15 protein-coding genes and 2 riboswitches are annotated in these 15,797 nt (G+C 64.8%); of the genes, 4 read left to right on the top strand and 11 right to left on the bottom strand.

All coding sequences use genetic code 11. The annotated features are described in order from the left end of the window. Nucleotides 1-93: 93 nt before the first annotated feature. From fdhD to M1E17_RS04665, 9 genes are all read right to left on the bottom strand, one after another. The gene (fdhD, locus tag M1E17_RS04705; protein WP_457965783.1) at nt 94-984 is read right to left on the bottom strand and encodes a formate dehydrogenase accessory sulfurtransferase FdhD; all 891 of its coding nucleotides are present in this window, start codon (nt 982-984) and stop codon (nt 94-96) included. 152 nt (nt 985-1,136) lie between these two features. Beyond that, nucleotides 1,137-2,645 (bottom strand): molybdopterin molybdotransferase MoeA, encoded by a 1,509-nt coding sequence (locus M1E17_RS04700; RefSeq protein ID WP_457965782.1) that lies wholly within the window; start codon nt 2,643-2,645, stop codon nt 1,137-1,139. After that, complete coding sequence (locus M1E17_RS04695; protein WP_457965781.1) at nt 2,642-2,935, bottom strand: DUF6457 domain-containing protein; 294 nt, start codon at nt 2,933-2,935, stop codon at nt 2,642-2,644. Before M1E17_RS04695 ends, M1E17_RS04700 begins: the two co-directional genes overlap by 4 nt. Before the next feature lie 45 nt (nt 2,936-2,980). Next, on the bottom strand, nt 2,981-3,586 hold the full coding sequence (mobA, locus tag M1E17_RS04690) for a molybdenum cofactor guanylyltransferase (protein WP_457965780.1): 606 nt from the start codon (nt 3,584-3,586) through the stop codon (nt 2,981-2,983). Nucleotides 3,587-3,631: 45 nt separating this feature from the next. Beyond that, nucleotides 3,632-4,132, bottom strand: coding sequence for an HNH endonuclease (locus M1E17_RS04685; RefSeq protein ID WP_457965779.1), 501 nt, complete (start codon nt 4,130-4,132; stop codon nt 3,632-3,634). 235 nt (nt 4,133-4,367) lie between these two features. Then, entirely contained in the window at nt 4,368-5,114 is a 747-nt protein-coding gene (locus M1E17_RS04680) for an NlpC/P60 family protein (RefSeq protein ID WP_267277852.1), read from the bottom strand. Nucleotides 5,115-5,280: 166 nt separating this feature from the next. Continuing rightward, the gene (locus M1E17_RS04675) at nt 5,281-5,946 is read right to left on the bottom strand and encodes a C40 family peptidase (RefSeq protein ID WP_457965778.1); all 666 of its coding nucleotides are present in this window, start codon (nt 5,944-5,946) and stop codon (nt 5,281-5,283) included. A 70-nt stretch (nt 5,947-6,016) separates the two neighbouring features. Next, nucleotides 6,017-6,178: riboswitch (cyclic di-AMP (ydaO/yuaA leader) on the bottom strand. Between the two features lie 143 nt (nt 6,179-6,321). Continuing rightward, nucleotides 6,322-7,143 (bottom strand): M23 family metallopeptidase, encoded by an 822-nt coding sequence (locus M1E17_RS04670; protein ID WP_457967566.1) that lies wholly within the window; start codon nt 7,141-7,143, stop codon nt 6,322-6,324. A 10-nt stretch (nt 7,144-7,153) separates the two neighbouring features. After that, nucleotides 7,154-7,363: riboswitch (cyclic di-AMP (ydaO/yuaA leader) on the bottom strand. A 177-nt stretch (nt 7,364-7,540) separates the two neighbouring features. Next, nucleotides 7,541-8,236 (bottom strand): metal-dependent transcriptional regulator, encoded by a 696-nt coding sequence (locus M1E17_RS04665; RefSeq protein WP_457965776.1) that lies wholly within the window; start codon nt 8,234-8,236, stop codon nt 7,541-7,543. A gap of 402 nt (nt 8,237-8,638) precedes the next feature. Between M1E17_RS04665 and serC the strand changes: the two genes are divergently transcribed. Continuing rightward, a complete protein-coding gene (gene serC, locus M1E17_RS04660; RefSeq protein WP_457965775.1) occupies nt 8,639-9,769 on the top strand; it encodes a phosphoserine transaminase in 1,131 nt (376 codons plus the stop codon). 195 nt (nt 9,770-9,964) lie between these two features. On the opposite strand, the gene M1E17_RS04655 is transcribed toward serC, so the two are convergent. Together M1E17_RS04655 and M1E17_RS04650 are read right to left on the bottom strand one after the other, a co-directional pair. After that, nucleotides 9,965-10,732 (bottom strand): DUF3027 domain-containing protein, encoded by a 768-nt coding sequence (locus M1E17_RS04655; RefSeq protein WP_457965773.1) that lies wholly within the window; start codon nt 10,730-10,732, stop codon nt 9,965-9,967. An 8-nt stretch (nt 10,733-10,740) separates the two neighbouring features. After that, entirely contained in the window at nt 10,741-11,124 is a 384-nt protein-coding gene (locus M1E17_RS04650) for a cold-shock protein (RefSeq protein WP_457965772.1), read from the bottom strand. 189 nt (nt 11,125-11,313) lie between these two features. On the opposite strand from M1E17_RS04650, the gene M1E17_RS04645 reads away from it, so the two are divergent. Genes M1E17_RS04645 through M1E17_RS04635 form a run of 3 tightly spaced genes read left to right on the top strand, consistent with a single transcriptional unit; the run spans nt 11,314 to nt 15,737 of the window. After that, nucleotides 11,314-11,547: a hypothetical protein gene (locus M1E17_RS04645; protein ID WP_267277847.1), complete on the top strand. Its 234-nt coding sequence runs from the start codon at nt 11,314-11,316 to the stop codon at nt 11,545-11,547. A 10-nt stretch (nt 11,548-11,557) separates the two neighbouring features. Then, complete coding sequence (locus tag M1E17_RS04640; protein ID WP_457965771.1) at nt 11,558-14,077, top strand: helicase-associated domain-containing protein; 2,520 nt, start codon at nt 11,558-11,560, stop codon at nt 14,075-14,077. 13 nt (nt 14,078-14,090) lie between these two features. Beyond that, nucleotides 14,091-15,737 (top strand): DNA repair helicase XPB, encoded by a 1,647-nt coding sequence (locus tag M1E17_RS04635; RefSeq protein ID WP_457965769.1) that lies wholly within the window; start codon nt 14,091-14,093, stop codon nt 15,735-15,737. Nucleotides 15,738-15,797: the final 60 nt, after the last annotated feature.

The raw sequence follows: 15,797 nt of genomic DNA, 5'->3' as shown, positions 1-15,797 counted from the left end.
CCTGGCAGAGCTGTCCATTCGATGGACAAAATCTACCGGGCCGTCGCCCAATAACCAAGCTCCCTTGCCCATGCAACAGCCTACATTCCGCCCTTATCCTTGCAGCTCAGCAGGTAGCCGTGCGGGCGCGGGGAGAGTGATCCGCTGATGTCCGGCATACACGTTCAGGCTGGTGCCGCGGCTGAATCCTGCCAGGGTGATGCCGCTGGCTTCCGCCAACTCCACGGCAAGGCTGGAGGGCGCGCTGACGGCCGCCAGTACGGGGATTCCGGCGAGGGCCGCCTTTTGGACAAGTTCGAACGATGCGCGTCCCGATACCTGCAGAACCAGTCCGGACAGCGGAAGGAGGCGTTCCCGGAGGGCCCAGCCCACCACCTTGTCCACGGCGTTGTGGCGGCCCACGTCCTCCCTGAGGCACAAAAGCTCCACGTCGCCGTCGTCCTTGACGCTAAACAGGCCGGCGGCATGGACTCCGCCGGTGACGTCGAAAACTGCCTGGGCTTCCCGAAGCCGGCCGGGCAGGGAGGCCAGGGTTTCCGCGGGAAGGGTCATCATGTCCGTGGCAGGGCTGTAGTGGGAAGACTTGTGGACAGCGTCGATCGAATCCGTGCCGCAGATGCCGCAGGAGCTGGAGGTGTAGACGTTCCGGCCGGTTTCCGGTATCCGGACGTCAGGCCGGAGCTGGGCCTCCACCACATTGAAGGTCTGGACGCCGTTTTCGTCCTCACCGGCGCAGAACCGGAGGGACACCAGCTGCTCTGGTTCCCAGATAACGCCTTCGGACACCAGGAATCCGGCCACCAGGTCAAAGTCGTCACCGGGGGTGCGCATGGTTACGGAGAAGGAAAGGGTCCCGATTCGGATCTCCAGCGGTTCTTCAACGGCAAGCACGTCCTCGCGGTGCCGGACGGGAAACTCGAGAGCGTTGGGCGAGCCGTCCAGGACATATTTGTGCACCTTCCGGCGCTGGGTCACTCGTCCCATGCGCCTGCCGCCGTCCTGGCCGTGAGGATTGGATGACTCCGGGACGCGCCGGATTGGCCGTGATGGCTGTTCATAGTTCCATCATTGCAAGCCCTGCGCGGCGATGCCAGCCGATACAGTCCCATCAGGAACAGATGCAGGCCAGCCAGGCATCAGCCCAGCAGCGCGCTCCAGTCGACAGGTCCGGCCGGCGCAGCAGGTTTTGCCGCAGCTTTGCCGGCCGTCCGTCCCGCTGTCCTGGAGCCCGTTTTGGCTTTGGACTTCGCTCCGGCCGGCTCGGGGACCGGAATCGGAGGTCCCCAGGGGAGGGCGAATGCTGGTACAGGTTCACCCAACTGCACCCCGTGCGGCGGCACCACCATCACGCCGTGGGCTGACGCCAGGCCGCGCATCATGCCGGGTCCCGTGTGCTGGGCCGGAGACGCCATGCCGTAGAGCAGGCGGAAGGGCATCAGCCGGGTGCGGTCCGAATCCGGCTCGATGGTTGTCCCGCAGGGGACCTCCTGGACCGGCGGCATCGTTCCGTGGCCAAGCGCCGCCAGCAGCGGTTCGCCCACCGTGGATAACGCCATCATCGCGGCCAAGGGATTGCCCGGCAGGCCCAGCACAAAGCGTCCGTCCGGGAGCTCGGCCAGGACGGCGGGATGACCCGGGCGCATCGCAATGCCGTCAATGATCAGCCGCCCGCCGAGTTCGGCCACCGCCTGGCGCAGATGGTCCGTCCCGGAGCGGCCCGTTCCGCCGGTGGTGATCACGACGTCGGCGGGCAGGACAGCGGGGGCCGGCATGTCCTGGCCGCCCTCCGGAGACGACGGAGGTTCCGGTGGCAAGGCGACGTCTTCCAGCCCTTCAAGCCACTCGGCATAGGTATCGCCGATCTTTTCCTGGCCGCCGAAGATCCCGCCGAGCATTCCCACCACGGCCGCGAGCTGTGGACCGAAAGTGTCCCGGACCTTGCCGGGCTCAGGTACGCCATGCGAGACCACTTCGGAGCCTGTCAGCAGGAGTTTGACCACGGGTTTTCCCTGGACCAGCAGCGCATCGTGGCCGGCCAGTGCGGCAAGGGCCAGATGGGCGGGGTTAAGGGCCTCGCCGGCGCGGACCAGTACTTCCCCAGCCGCTGCTTCCTCGCCTGCCTTACGGATGTGCTGGCCGTTCCGCGGTTCACCTGGCCGGGCCGTGCCCCCGGTCATGAGGATTGGCAGGCCGTCGTCGTCCGTCCCCAGGACGGCACTTTCGCTGCGCAGCACCGCCTTGGCGCCAGCCGGGATCAGGCCGCCGGTCACGATCGGACTAGCCTGGTGCGGGGCCAGCCGCTGGCCGGGTTCGGCAATTATCCAGGGTCCGCTGCCATTAACCGCCCAGCCATCCATGGCGGAGGAGGCATAGTGCGGCATGTCGTGCAGGGCCGTGATATCCCCTGCCAGGACCCTGCCCAGCGCGTGCTCCAGCGGCACGCGTCCGGCAGGAATGGGTGTGGCACATTCAAAAGCAGCCGTCCGGGCTTCCTGCCAGGTGTGGGCAAGATGGCCGGCTTCTTCCTGCGGCGTTTCAGGGGCCTGCAGGGATTCGTGGTTTTCGGCGAACTGCCGCGTTTCCTGGGGTTCGGGGACCCGGGGCTTTTCCGGATCCCCTGGTTCTTCGCCGGGTCCGGCAGTCATTCGGCCGGCGTCCCGGCGGCTTCAGCGTCGTAGTCCTTGGCCAGGGAACGTGCTACATCCATCGCTGCCGCCATGGAGGCCGAATCGGTGGCCTGCCCTGAGCCGGAGGCGAGTCCGGCGGCGAAGCCGGCAATGAACGTTGTCAGGGGTGCGGCGGGCCGGACTACTGAGTGGGCAGCCACGCCGGCGAGCGAAAGGATCGCATTGATGTCCAGCTGGACGTCCTCGAGCTCATAGGCCTGGAGCAGTGACCTGCACCATTCCTCCAGCGTTTCATCCTGGCTCTTCACTGTCTGCCTCCAAATCGATTGCGGCCGCGCTGGTCCGGAACCTGGTCACGGTTCCTGGCCGGCCACTCCAAGTGCGGCGGCATCGTCCCAGGTGTCCACATCATCTGTGGACCCGGCCGGGACGGTGACAAGCTGCACGTCCAGACTAGCAAGTAGTGCCCCCACTGAAGCGTTGATTAAGGCACCGCGGGAGGTCAGGTCCTGGACCGAGCGTTGTAGCGCGGCTGTGCTATAAAACCCCACCAGCGGCTGCCGGCGGCCATCCTGGTCAACTGCCATCACTCCCTCGGACCCGCCATGGACAGCCCCTCGGAGGGCTTGCACGGCGGTCCCTGCCTTGGGCATGTCGCAGGCCAGCACGAGCGTGAAAGGCTTAGGCGGCCGAACGTCGGCCAGCGCGGCCAGCCCGGCTGCCACAGCAGCGGCGGGCCCCGCGAACGGCGGGTCCTCCCTGCACGCCAGCACTCCGCCCGGCAAGGCTCCGTCCTGGGGACCCACCACCACTACGCCGGCAGCGCCCCGGGCAGCGTCAAGGGACCGCTGAAGGAGTGTGGTGCCGTGGTACGTCATCCATTGTTTAGGCCGGCCGCCCAGCCGGGAGGAGCGTCCGCCGGCAAGAATCACGGCGTCAAATTCCAAGTCTGGATCCACAACGCAAGCCTAGCGCTCTAACAACAGGCATCACGCAACGTGATATCAGGCCGCGCGTTCCGGCAGCAGGAAAGGGTCCCAGGCCGGGGTAGGCTTCTCCAGCTCCTTGATCTGCCAGATGGTGCCGTGTGGGGGCTCCGGCGTAAACCTCAGCTTCCAGCCCATTTCCGCCGGGGTGTGGTCCCCTTTGAGGTTGTTGCAGCGAAGGCAGGCAGCTACCAGGTTTTCCCAAGAATCGGCGCCTCCGCGCGATTTGGGGTGAACATGGTCAATGGTGTGGGCTGCCTTGCCGCAGTAGGCGCAGCGGTGTCCGTCACGGCGCAAGACACCGCGGCGGCTGACCGCGGTGTTCTGGTTGTATCGGGGGCGGATGTAGCGGTTCAGGAGGATCACGGACGGGCGGCCCAATATCTCCTGCGGCCCCACCACGGGATCCTCGCCTTCCGCTACCACGCTTGCCTTACCCGTGAGCACAAGCACCAGTGCCCGGCGGAAGGTGATCACCGCCAGCGGTTCATATCCAGCATTCAGAACGAGAGTGCGCATGCACTTACCTCTTCACGGCCGCACCCGTCAGGGGCACGAGGGCCGGCTGCCCCCGGCATATCCGGGCTATGGATCGACACCACAAGAGTAAACAAAGAACCCCCTGATCAGCTAATCCCGGGATGATCGTGGTTTGTGTCGGGGTGGCCCCGGGTCCTGAATGGAGCGTCCGCGCCAACAACGCAAAGGACCCCTGCCACCAGGCAGGGGTCCTTCGAAGAGCTGGGGCTCCGTCTTAGGGGATGCGGATGAAGACGGGGCCGGAACCAACGTTGGCGCTGAACACAACGGTCTGGTTGCCGTTGTAGCCACCGTGCACGGCCTGGCCGTTGCCGGCGTAAACAGCCACGTGGGCAACGCCCGCGCCGCCGTCGGCGTAGTAGATCAGGTCGCCGGGCTGGGCCTCGGCAGCACTGACGGTGCGGCCCAGGGAGAGGTAACCGGCGGGCCAGTCGTGGAAGTTGATGCCTACCGCTGCAAGCGAGTTGGTCACCAGCATGGTGCAGTCCTGGTTGACGCCCAGCTGCGCATAAGCGGCAGACAGGATGGCCTGGCCCTTGCTGCTTGCGGCTACGGGACCGGCCGGAACGGCAGCGGCAACCTTGACAGAAGCCACGGGCTTGGCGGCGGGAGCTTCCTGAACCTCAACCACGGGCTCAGGTGCCTCGACGACGGGAGCCGGTGTGGTGGTAACCGCGGGCTTTTCGTAGGAGATGGAGATGGTGGAAGCAGCCGAAATAGTTGCCGGAGCTGCAGCTTCTACACCGAGAGCGGAAGTGGAAGCAGATTCACGCTGAACGTTGGTGTCAGCAGCGTTGGCCGCGATACCACTGGTCAGGACAAGGCCGGAGGCAGCAGCGATGACTGCGGCCTGTCGGCCCACGCCGCCGGCGTTGTCGCCGACAGCCTTGGCAATGACAGCCAGCGAGTTGGTCTTGACAACCTCGGCGCGGTGCCGTGCAACAGTTGCACGTGTAGTCATTATTTCTCTCTTTCGTTTTCCTCAGGACCACATGGGCAACCGAAGGGCTTTGGACGCGCCGGCATCTTGGGGGTACGCCGGCACGCCCCGAACGGGGATTTAGCGAAAAGTGTTTCCGGGGAGGAAGCGTTCTTCCGGAACCCATGGGACGGTTCCGGAGGCGGAACTAGCTCAGGGTGTAGAAGGATCCGCCACCCGTGGAGGCGACAGAGTGCAGCAGCGTTCCCTGTGAGGGGTTCAAGGCGCTGATCATCATGCCGTTGCCAACGTAGATGCCTACGTGGGCGCCGCCATTCTGCATGACAAGGTCACCGGGAGACGGTGTGGAGGTGGGCTTCATTGCGGTCCACGCGTTGACTCGCGGAATGCTGATGCCTGCCTGGGCGTAAACCCACTGGGTGAAGCCGGAGCAGTCCCAGCCGTTGGGAGTTGTGCCGCCCCAGACGTAGGGGCTGCCGATTCCGGTGTAGGCAATGGCCGCCAGACCCGACGCCGCAGCAGAGGAGACGGTGTCCGTCAGCTTTGAGGCGGTGGTCGCCGTGGCTCCGGATGCCCGGGTGGCAGTCTCGGTGGACTGCGGCCGCACGGTTTCGACCTTCGGAGCAGCCGTGGTCTTGACCACGGGACGCTCGAAGGACACCGTGGCGGTGGGTGCAGCCGTAACTGCAAGTGCAGCTTGTGCGGAACCCGACTCGGTGGAGGCGGAGATGCCGGCGGTGGTGTCCGCGGCGTTGGCCGGAAGTCCAATGCTCAGGATCAGGCCTGAAGCGGCTGCGATGACAGCAGCCTGGCGACCTACGGTCCCGGCATTTGCACTAACAGCCTTGGACACGGAGTCCAATGGGTTGGTACGAACCGTTTGCGCACGGTGGCGCGCAGAATTATGGCGTGAAGACACGAAGGTAGCCTCTCCCAATGCCTGCGAGGTGAGCTGTCGGATTCGGATGGGAGTCACCCGGCCGCGCTGCTTCCTGGGAAGCTTTGCGACTTAACCCCAAGGCCTTCATAAATCGAAGACCAAAATTGGTTCCCCCGCCCCTGCCAGACGATGTCATGCGAACGGACCTTGAGCGGTGGCAGAGCTAGGCAATCCACTCAAGAGCGTCAACTTCGGAAAAGTTGACGCGCTTTAGACGTTACAACAGTTTAGAGCGAATGTCACATTCAGGTCACGGCATGTCACAGCGATTTGAGAGTTTTCCATCACTTAGAGCCAGCCTGTGGGATCTACGACTTCTCCATTGACCTGCACCTCAAAGTGAAGGTGGCATCCAGTGGAAGCCCCAGTGGTGCCGCTGAGCGCCACCACCTCGCCCCTGCTGACCGTTTGGCCAACCTTGACGTTGAAGGATGACAGGTGGTTGTACGTGGTCTCAAGGCCGTTGCCATGGTCCACCACAACACGGTTGCCGCCGCCGTAGGGATGCCAGCCGGCAAAGGTCACTGTGCCGCTCGCGGCGGCCAGGACGGACGTCCCACACTGGGCCACGTAATCCTGGCCGCGGTGGAAGTCACCGGAACCGCCGGTGATGGGACTGACGCGGTAACCGAACGGAGAGGCAGTCGACAGCGAAGCCAGCGGTGCACCCAGGCTGCCGGCGGATGCGGCGCGGGTGATCGAGCCGGCAGACTGGGCGCTCAGCAGCTGCTTGAGCTTGCCATCGGGATCGCCCTGCGTCACCACGGAGGAGCGGCTGAAGTCGATCTGCGCGCCGGCTTCTGCAGAAATTTCGGGCTGCGGTGAGACAGACGCGGCTGAAGTTGCAGTCTGGCCGACAGCAGGAGTTGCCATGACGGGACCCGTTGCGGGAACCGTGACCGTGAGGACCAGGCCGGTGGCGGCGAGGGCAATACCGGCTTTCTGCCCTACCCCGCTGGCGGCGGCAAAATCGCTGATTTGCTGGAACGGACCGCGTCGGCGGCGCGCGTCGCGTTGGGGGTCGCGTGGTCGGTTCGCGGCAAGAACCTCGGCAACCCGGGGCGCCGAAGGCGGGCCGGCGGCGCGACGGCGGCCCCTGGAATTTTGCATGGTCAAGAACGGTTCCTCTCTGGGTAGCCTGCGAAGTTAGCTGTCGGATTCGGGTCAGAGAGTTCAAAGACCCGGTCCGCCGTAAGCAAGCTTCGGCACAGAGATATCCCGTGGGATCCTTCGCTGGAAGAGGCTTGCCGCTGACGGACTTCACCCCAAGGCAGCCTTTCGACTGCCGGTTGTGGTTCCTCCGCCTCTGCCAGTTAAGTGACTCGTGCACCTGATCCGCTGGCAGAGCTCGGCTCCAGATCAGGTAACGCTTTAGTATCAACGCTTGGGGATCAACTATAGGCGATTAAAGCCCATGTAACAATTCCGTTATCTTTTATGTGCCCGCTCACAACAAGGCAACGGGGCCCCGCCGCGGGCCCCGATTTTGTCCCTCGATTGGGCTAAATCAGTCGACAGAAACGAAGACGTGGGCCGCTACTTCGGGCGGCAACTCCAACGCACCCTCAATCCCAGGAACACGGACTGAAATGTACTCCCCCACACGCTCAAGGGAGACGGATGCACCTGGGCGAATCCCGCCTTCGTCGAGTTGAACCAGCAACTCCGGCTCCACCTGGATTGGCTCGGCCAGGCGGCTGACCGTCACCTGGGAGCCCTGGCCATAGCCCTTCATCGCGTCCAGGAGATTAATCACACCGTCGGTGATCCCGGTAGGCTCGGCGCCACCAAGGGCTGCCAGCCCAGGGATGGGGTTGCCATAAGGGGATTCGGTGGGGTGGTCCAGCATTTCATAGATGCGCCGCTCTACCCGTTCGCTCATCACGTGTTCCCAGCGGCAGGCCTCGTCATGGACATAGGCCCAGTCCAGGCCAATCACGTCAGCAAGGAGCCGTTCCGCCAGCCGGTGCTTGCGCATGACTTCGATAGCGCGTTTGCGGCCGATGGCCGTTAGTTCCAAGTGTCGGTCTCCGGAGACCACTACCAGGCCGTCCCGCTCCATTCGCCCAATGGTCTGGGACACCGTGGGGCCGGAGTGGCGCAGCCGTTCAGCGATGCGGGCCCGAAGAGCGACAATATTCTCTTCCTCAAGCTCCAAAATGGTCCGAAGATACATCTCCGTAGTATCGATCAGATCCGTCATCCAGCTCAGCTCCCTCGAGCACAGTACCTTGGGCAATCCCATCCGTATCGCCCACCCACAGCGACGTAGTCCGTTGAAAAGCTTAGCCTATTTTGAGTTTGTCCGGATAATTTCGTCACCCCCGGTCAGGGTCAATTTCGCCTCTGTTCTTCGGCCCGTATTCTCCCGGCGCATCCGGAAAGTTCTGCTCTGGAGCTTTCCGCATCATGTCCCCTGCGCTCCCCTGCTGTCCTGACCGGCCGAGGAAAGCAGGTTTCAATGACCTCACTATGACGGTCCGGTTCCTGCCGCATCTGGCTGTCAGGCAGAATAAGGGAGGTCCATATTTTTGCAGTCGCTGCTGACTGCCCGCCACCCCACCGTCCGGACGCGAAGTGCGTCCACGCCGAAATTGGAGCCCCTGTGAGCGAAACCAGCATCACTATTCCCGCCGACCTCCTGCCAAAGGACGGACGGTTCGGCGCCGGACCTTCAAAAGTCAGGCCGGAACAAATTGAGGCGCTTTCCGCGGCATCCACAACCATTCTTGGCACCTCACACCGCCAGGCCCCGGTCAAGAACCTGGTGGGCTCGGTCCGTGAAGGCCTGAACCAATTCTTCCGCGCCCCAGAGGGGTATGAGGTAGTCCTGGGCGTGGGCGGCTCCACAGCCTTCTGGGATGTTGCCAGCTTTGGCCTGGTGGAGAACAAGGCCCAGCACCTCTCATTTGGCGAGTTCGGCTCCAAGTTCGCGTCCGCCACCAACAAGGCGCCGTTCCTTGAGGCCTCCACGATCATCACGTCAGAGCCCGGCACGCGCCCGGAGGCTAGGGCCGAGGCCGGCGTGGATGTCTACGCCTGGCCGCAGAACGAGACGTCCACGGGCGTCTCGGCGCCTGTGAAGCGGGTGGCTGGCGTGGATGACGGCGCCCTGGTCCTGGTGGATGCAACATCAGCCGCAGGCGGACTGGACGTGGACGTCGCCCAGGCGGACGTGTACTACTTCGCGCCGCAGAAGAACTTCGCTTCCGACGGCGGCCTGTGGCTGGGGCTCTTCTCCCCCGCAGCGCTGGAACGTGCCGCCCGGATCAAAGCCAGCGGCCGCTGGATCCCGGACTTCCTGGACCTGCAGACAGCTATCGACAATTCGCGCCTCAACCAGACGTACAACACCCCGTCGCTGTCCACCCTGGTGACCCTGGACTCGCAGGTCCGCTGGCTTAACGACAACGGAGGGCTCGACTTCGCCTCCAAGCGGACCGCCGATTCGGCCGGCCGCATCTACACGTGGGCAGAGGCCTCCGGTTTCGCTTCCCCGTATGTGGCCAAGGCTGAGGAGCGCTCGAACGTTATTGCCACCATTGACTTTGACGAGTCCGTGGACGCAACTGCGGTTGCCAAGGTGCTGCGCGCGAACGGTGTCGTGGACACGGAGCCGTACCGGAAACTGGGACGCAACCAGCTCAGGATCGCCACCTTTGTCGCGATCGAGCCCGCCGACGTTTCGGCGCTGCTGGCCTGCATCGACTACGTGGTGGGCGAACTCCGCAAGTAGCGTTTCCCGCCTGAATTTCCTGTCAGTGGTCGACGGCGTCGCCCGGGTTTCCTCCCGGCCGGCGCCGTTTGCTGTTGGCAGGCACAGTGACGCAGGGCAGCCCCGCAGGCATGCGGCGGTTGCCAGGCGCCCTGCGAAAGCTCACGAAGTGAATCCGACTGGATGTTTCCCAGATCCAGGAGCAGTGCCAACTGCCTAGTGAGCCCCTCCGGCAGAGCCGTCATCCGCGTCGTCGTGGTCGTCGTCCTGATCAGGGCCGTCCTGGTCGGCGTCGTCCTGATCCACAAGGCCCTGGCCCTGGCCGAGGTCCTTTGGACTGGAAGAGTCCTGTTCAGCGCCGTCCTGGTCAACGTCGTTCTGATCAGAGCCGTCCTGGTCGACGTCGTCGAGATCATCCACGGGTGCTTCTGCCGCAGGCACGGCCTGCCCGGCGGTTTCCGCTTCCTGGGCATCCTCCGGGCGGACACGCTCTGCCCACGGCACCCATTCGGGGGCCAGGATGGAGTCCTCGGAGGGCAGGAGGCCAAGCTCATTGATGGTGACTACTTTGGAGCGGGAGTTGCGGGTCAGGACCGCGTACCACTGCCAACCCAGGTAGCCGGGCAGCTTGGATTCGAACAGGTGGGTGACAAGGCGGTCGCCCTCACTTCGGGCTGCAACGTGCTGACCAATGTCTGAGGCGGCAGTGATGCCTTCGATGGCCGTACGCGCCACGTCCACAGCAGCGGCGAGGAATGCGTCGGGCTTGCCGGTCCGCCATACGGGCACAGCGGCCCGCCGCGGGGCCCCCGGCTTTGCCGCTGTGGCCGCGTTAGTTGTGGCCGCGTCAGTCGTGGCGGCGTCAGTTGTGGCGGAGTCTGTTGTGGCGGGGTCTGTTGGAGGCAGGGCCAGTTCGGGCTGCCCGGCCGTCTCGCCTGGCTGGCCGCTGGTTGTTGCCTCCTGCTGTTCACCTTCCAGGTTCATCAGCAGACCTAAACGTCCAGCTCGTCGGCAACCTTACGCAGGGCAGCGGCGATGGCCTTGCCCTTGTTGCCTTCCGGGTACTTACCTGCGGACAAGGTGCCGGAGAGGTTGTCCAGCACTGTCACCAGGTCCTGAACCAGGGGGGCCAGATCCTTGGCGCTCGGCCGTTTGGCCTTGGCAATGGAAGGTGTCTTGTCCAGGACCCGCAGACCCAACGCCTGCGCGCCTTTCCGGCCGTCTGCCACACCGAATTCAACGCGCGTCCCGGCCTTCAGCTCCGTGACGCCTTCCGGGAGCGATGATTTGGGCAGGAAGACTTCCTGGCCGTCCTCGCCCGCGAGGAATCCGAAACCTTTTTCCTTGTCATACCACTTGACCTTGCCGGTAGGCACGTAATCAACCCTCTTCGTTCTGACGTCTTGAGACACGGACGGCCGTCACCGCATCCGCACTGATATGCGGGTTCAGGGTATGAGGGCCCGGACCGTGTTGGTCTGTATTGTTCAAGGTTATCCTGACTGACAGCGGAATCCCGCTTTCAACGGCTCATCACGGCGCCGCGGGCTGTTAGCGTTACGGGCATGACTCCCACGCGTTACCGGCGGCCCCTGATGATCTGCGCAGCGTTTGTTGCCATCCTGTCCCTGGTGGCGGTAGGCGCGGTGATGGCATTCGCGTTCGCGGGTTCCGTAGCGCCCGTGTGGGTCACCTCCACAGCCCTGTACGGCCTGCCGCTGGCCTTCCTGCTGATGCTCTTCCTGGTCCTGGACAGTGTGGCCGGCAGGCGCCGGGCAGGAAAGCCCGGCGGGCGGTAACGTTGGACTGATGTCCCTCATTCGCGCGCTCAGCAAGGAACTGGAGGCACGCAGCGACGAATCGTTGCGTGCCCTGTTCGCCGCGCGGCCGGACCTTATCTCTCCCACCGTTCCCGATTTCTCCGCACTCGCCGCCAGGGCCAGTGCCCGGGTCAGCGTCCAGCGCGCACTGGAGCGCCTCAACAAACCCCAGATGCAGGTCCTGGAAACCCTCCATCTCTGCACCAACACAGACACCGAACACAGCGCCTCGGCAACAGTGGTCAGGAAACTGATCTCAGGATCCACGGTCACCGCCGTAGAACGCATCCTGGCCTCACTCCAGGAGCTGGCCCTGGTCCACCGGGCGGAGCCGCCACACGGAACCCCTTCCACTGCCCGCCGCCAGCGGTTCTACCTTCCCGTGGGGTGCCTCAAGGATGTGGTGGGCATCTATCCGGCGGGGCTGGGCCGCAGCTATACAGAACTGGTCCGGCTGCAGCCCGCCTTCGCCCAGCGTGCCGTCCAGCTGGTTTCCGAACTGCACCGCAGCGGTGTGGCCATCCACCCGGCCACCACACCCATGGAAGCAGCGTTGTCCCTCCAACACTGGACATCATCGCCGGAGGCCCTGCAAAAGGTTCTGGCCGGAGCCCCGGAACGCACGACGGCGCTGCTCGCCCGGTTCCGCAACTGGGCCATGGGTGCCGTTCCCCAGGCGCAACGCAAGGCGTCCGTGGCGAACGAGGGCGCCGACGTCGGGCCCGTTGACTGGCTGCTTGCCCGGGGCTTGCTGGTGCCGCTGGACGCCGCCCATGTGGAACTGCCGCACAGCGTAGGACTCTCCCTGCGTGGCGGTGCTGTCATCAACGACTTCACGCTGTCGCCCCCTGTTCCCGAGCTCGGAAACACCACTGCCCTGCTGCGCAGGAATGCCGCCCTCGGGGCCATCGCCGAGACGCTGCGGCTGGTTGGCGAGCTGCTGTATGTGGTCAGGGAACAACCCCTTGCAACGCTGCGCAGCGGAGGGGTGGGCGTCCGCGAGATGAGGCGCCTTGCCGAGGCCCTGCGCATAGACCAGTCCCGGATGGGCCTGCTGCTGGAGCTTTGCGGACTGTCGGGGCTGCTCCGGCTGGATGTGGATTCTTCGGCCTGGGTTCAGCCGCCTCAGCTGGAATGGCTGGTTCTTCCACGGCAGGAACAGTGGCTGTGGCTGGTCAACGCCTGGCTTGCGAGCGAACGTGTCCCGTCGCTTGTAGGCCAGCCGGTGGGAGGCCCGGCCGGCGGTTCCGGCGCCCACCGCACAGCTGCCGGAAGCATCATCAACGCACTGTCCGCCGAAGCACAGCGGCCCGACGCGCCGGTGGTGAGGAAACGGATCCTGGAAATTCTTAATGAGCTCACCCGTGAGGCAGCAGCCTCGGATGGCAAAGCCCCGGTCCTGGATGCCGCCGCCGTGCTCCAGCGGGCCGAATGGGCCCAGCCCCGGATGGCCCGCCGTTTCAGTTCCCTCATCCGGGGCGTCCTGGCGGAGGCTGAAATGCTTGGCCTGATTGGGTCAGGCGCGCTCAGCCAGCTGGGAAGCGCCATGGCAGAAGACAGCCCGGACGAAGCACTGGGCATCCTGGGCGAGCACCTGCCCGCAGCGCTGAACCATGTGCTTCTGCAGGCAGACCTCACGGCGGTGGCACCCGGTTACCTTTCACCGGAGCTGAGCGAGAAACTGCTGCTCATGGCGGACGCCGAAGGCCAGGGTCCAGCCACCATCTACCGCTTCTCCGCATCTTCCGTCAGGCGGGCACTGGACTCCGGGCACGATGCCTCCAGCCTGCTCGAGTTCCTGCGTGAACATTCCGCCACTTCAGTTCCCCAGCCACTGGAATACCTGGTGGAGGACACCGCGGCCCGGCACGGGCGGCTACACGTCGGCGCCGCTGCGAGCTTCATCCAGAGCGACGACGAAACGACAGTTCTGGAGCTCGCCGCGGAATCGAAGACGGCGGGCCTGAGGCTCACCCGGATCGCGCCTACGGTGCTGATCTCGTCCGCGCCTCCCCGGGAGACCGCGCATGTACTTCGCGGCCTGGGTCTCTCGCCTTCGGTGGAGGAATCCGAGCCGTCGGTGGTCCGGCTGCGCCGCACTACCGGTGCCGCTGGCAGCGTCCGCCCTGTTTATACCGCTCCCCGGACAGCCCCGGCCGAGGCGGACGTGGAGGCCCAGCTGTCCCTGCTTCGCCATAACAAGTTAGTCCGCGCCGGCAGCCCGTCTGCGCCCGGCGGCGCCGGCTCCGCCGGCGCCGGAGCCTCGGCGGAATCCGGTGAGGCGGCCACGCAGCTTGGCCTGGAAACACTGCAGCGGGCCATCCGCCTCAAGCAGCGGGTCAGCATGAACGTGGTGGACAGCCAGGGGAATGCCAACCTGGAAACGGTTGTTCCGCTATCTGTAAGCGGCGGCCGGGTCAGGGTTTTTGATCCGGCGAAGGACACCGAACGCGTGCTCTCCATCCACCGCATCATCGATATAGAGGCTGCAGAGGAACTGCGCCAGTGAAGGACTCCCCCGAGTGAACGACGGCCCGCTGATTGTCCAGAGCGATAAAACAATCCTGCTTGAAGTGGACCACGAACTGGCCACCGAAGCCCGGCATGCCATCGCACCGTTTGCCGAGCTGGAACGCGCACCGGAACACATGCACAGCTACCGGCTCACTCCCCTTGGGCTGTGGAATGCCCGCGCCGCCGGGCTGGACGCGGAGAAGGTCCTGGATACGCTGCTCAAATACTCCCGGTTCCCCGTGCCGCACTCGCTCCTGATCGACGTCGAGGAAACCATGTCCCGGTACGGAAGGCTCCGGCTGGAGAAGGACCCGCAACATGGCCTGGTGATGCGCACAGACGACTACCCGGTGCTCGAAGAAGTCATCCGGTCCAAGAAAATCCAGCCCCTGCTGGGCCCCCGGATTAACGGCGAGACCATCGTGGTGCATTCCTCTCAGCGGGGCCAGCTCAAACAGTTGCTGCTGAAGATCGGCTGGCCCGCCGAGGACCTCGCCGGCTACGTTGACGGCACTCCGCACCTGATCGCCCTGAACGAGGACGGCTGGAAACTGCGGCCCTATCAGCGGCTCGCCACCGAGAACTTCTGGGCCGGCGGGAGCGGCGTGGTGGTCCTGCCCTGCGGCGCGGGCAAGACCCTTGTGGGTGCCGCCGCCATGGCCACCAGCTCAACCACCACGCTCATCCTGGTAACCAACACCGTGGCCGCCCGGCAGTGGAAGGACGAGCTGCTCAAACGGACTTCCCTGACCGAGGACGAAATCGGCGAGTATTCCGGTGCGGTCAAGGAAGTCCGCCCCGTAACCATCGCCACCTACCAGGTCCTGACCACTAAGCGGGGCGGCCTCTACCCGCACCTGGAGCTGGTGGATGGCCACGACTGGGGCCTGATCATTTACGACGAAGTGCACCTCCTGCCTGCCCCGATCTTCCGGATGACTGCCGACCTTCAGGCCCGCCGCCGCCTGGGCCTCACCGCCACCCTGGTCCGCGAGGACGGCCGCGAGGGCGAGGTGTTCAGCCTCATCGGGCCCAAGAGGTATGACGCCCCGTGGAAGGACATCGAATCGCAGGGCTACATCGCACCGGCTGATTGCGTTGAAGTCAGGATTGACCTGCCGCGGGATGAACGGGTGGCATACGCCATGGCTGAGGACGCGGACAAGTACCGGCTGTGCTCCACGTCGGAGTCCAAGACGCTGATTGTGGAGCAGCTCGTGGCCCGGCACCAGGGCGAGCAGCTACTGGTGATCGGTCAGTACATCGACCAGCTGGACGAGATCGGGGAGCGGCTCCAGGCTCCGGTCATCAAGGGCGATACCTCGGTCAAGGAACGCCAAAAGCTGTTTGATGCCTTCCGGGCCGGTGACGTGCACACCCTGGTGGTGTCCAAGGTGGCCAACTTTTCCATCGACCTGCCGGAGGCGTCTGTCGCCATCCAGGTTTCCGGGTCCTTCGGGTCACGGCAAGAAGAAGCTCAGCGGCTGGGCAGGCTGCTTCGGCCCAAAAAAGACGGCCGTGCCGCACTCTTCTATTCCCTGGTAGCACGGGACACCCTGGATCAGGACTTCGCCGCGAAACGCCAGCGGTTCCTGGCCGAGCAGGGGTACGCCTACCGCATCATGGACGCGAAGGACGTCGGCCTGCCCGGCTAAAGCGACTTTGCAGCACCTGGCGTGTCCGGAAATGTGACACCGCCCGGGCGCCCCCATGAA

The sequence above is a fragment of the Arthrobacter sp. D1-29 genome (assembly GCF_054130585.1).
The sequence above is the reverse complement of the archived record's forward strand: the minus strand, read 5'-3'. Positions and strand labels throughout refer to the sequence as shown.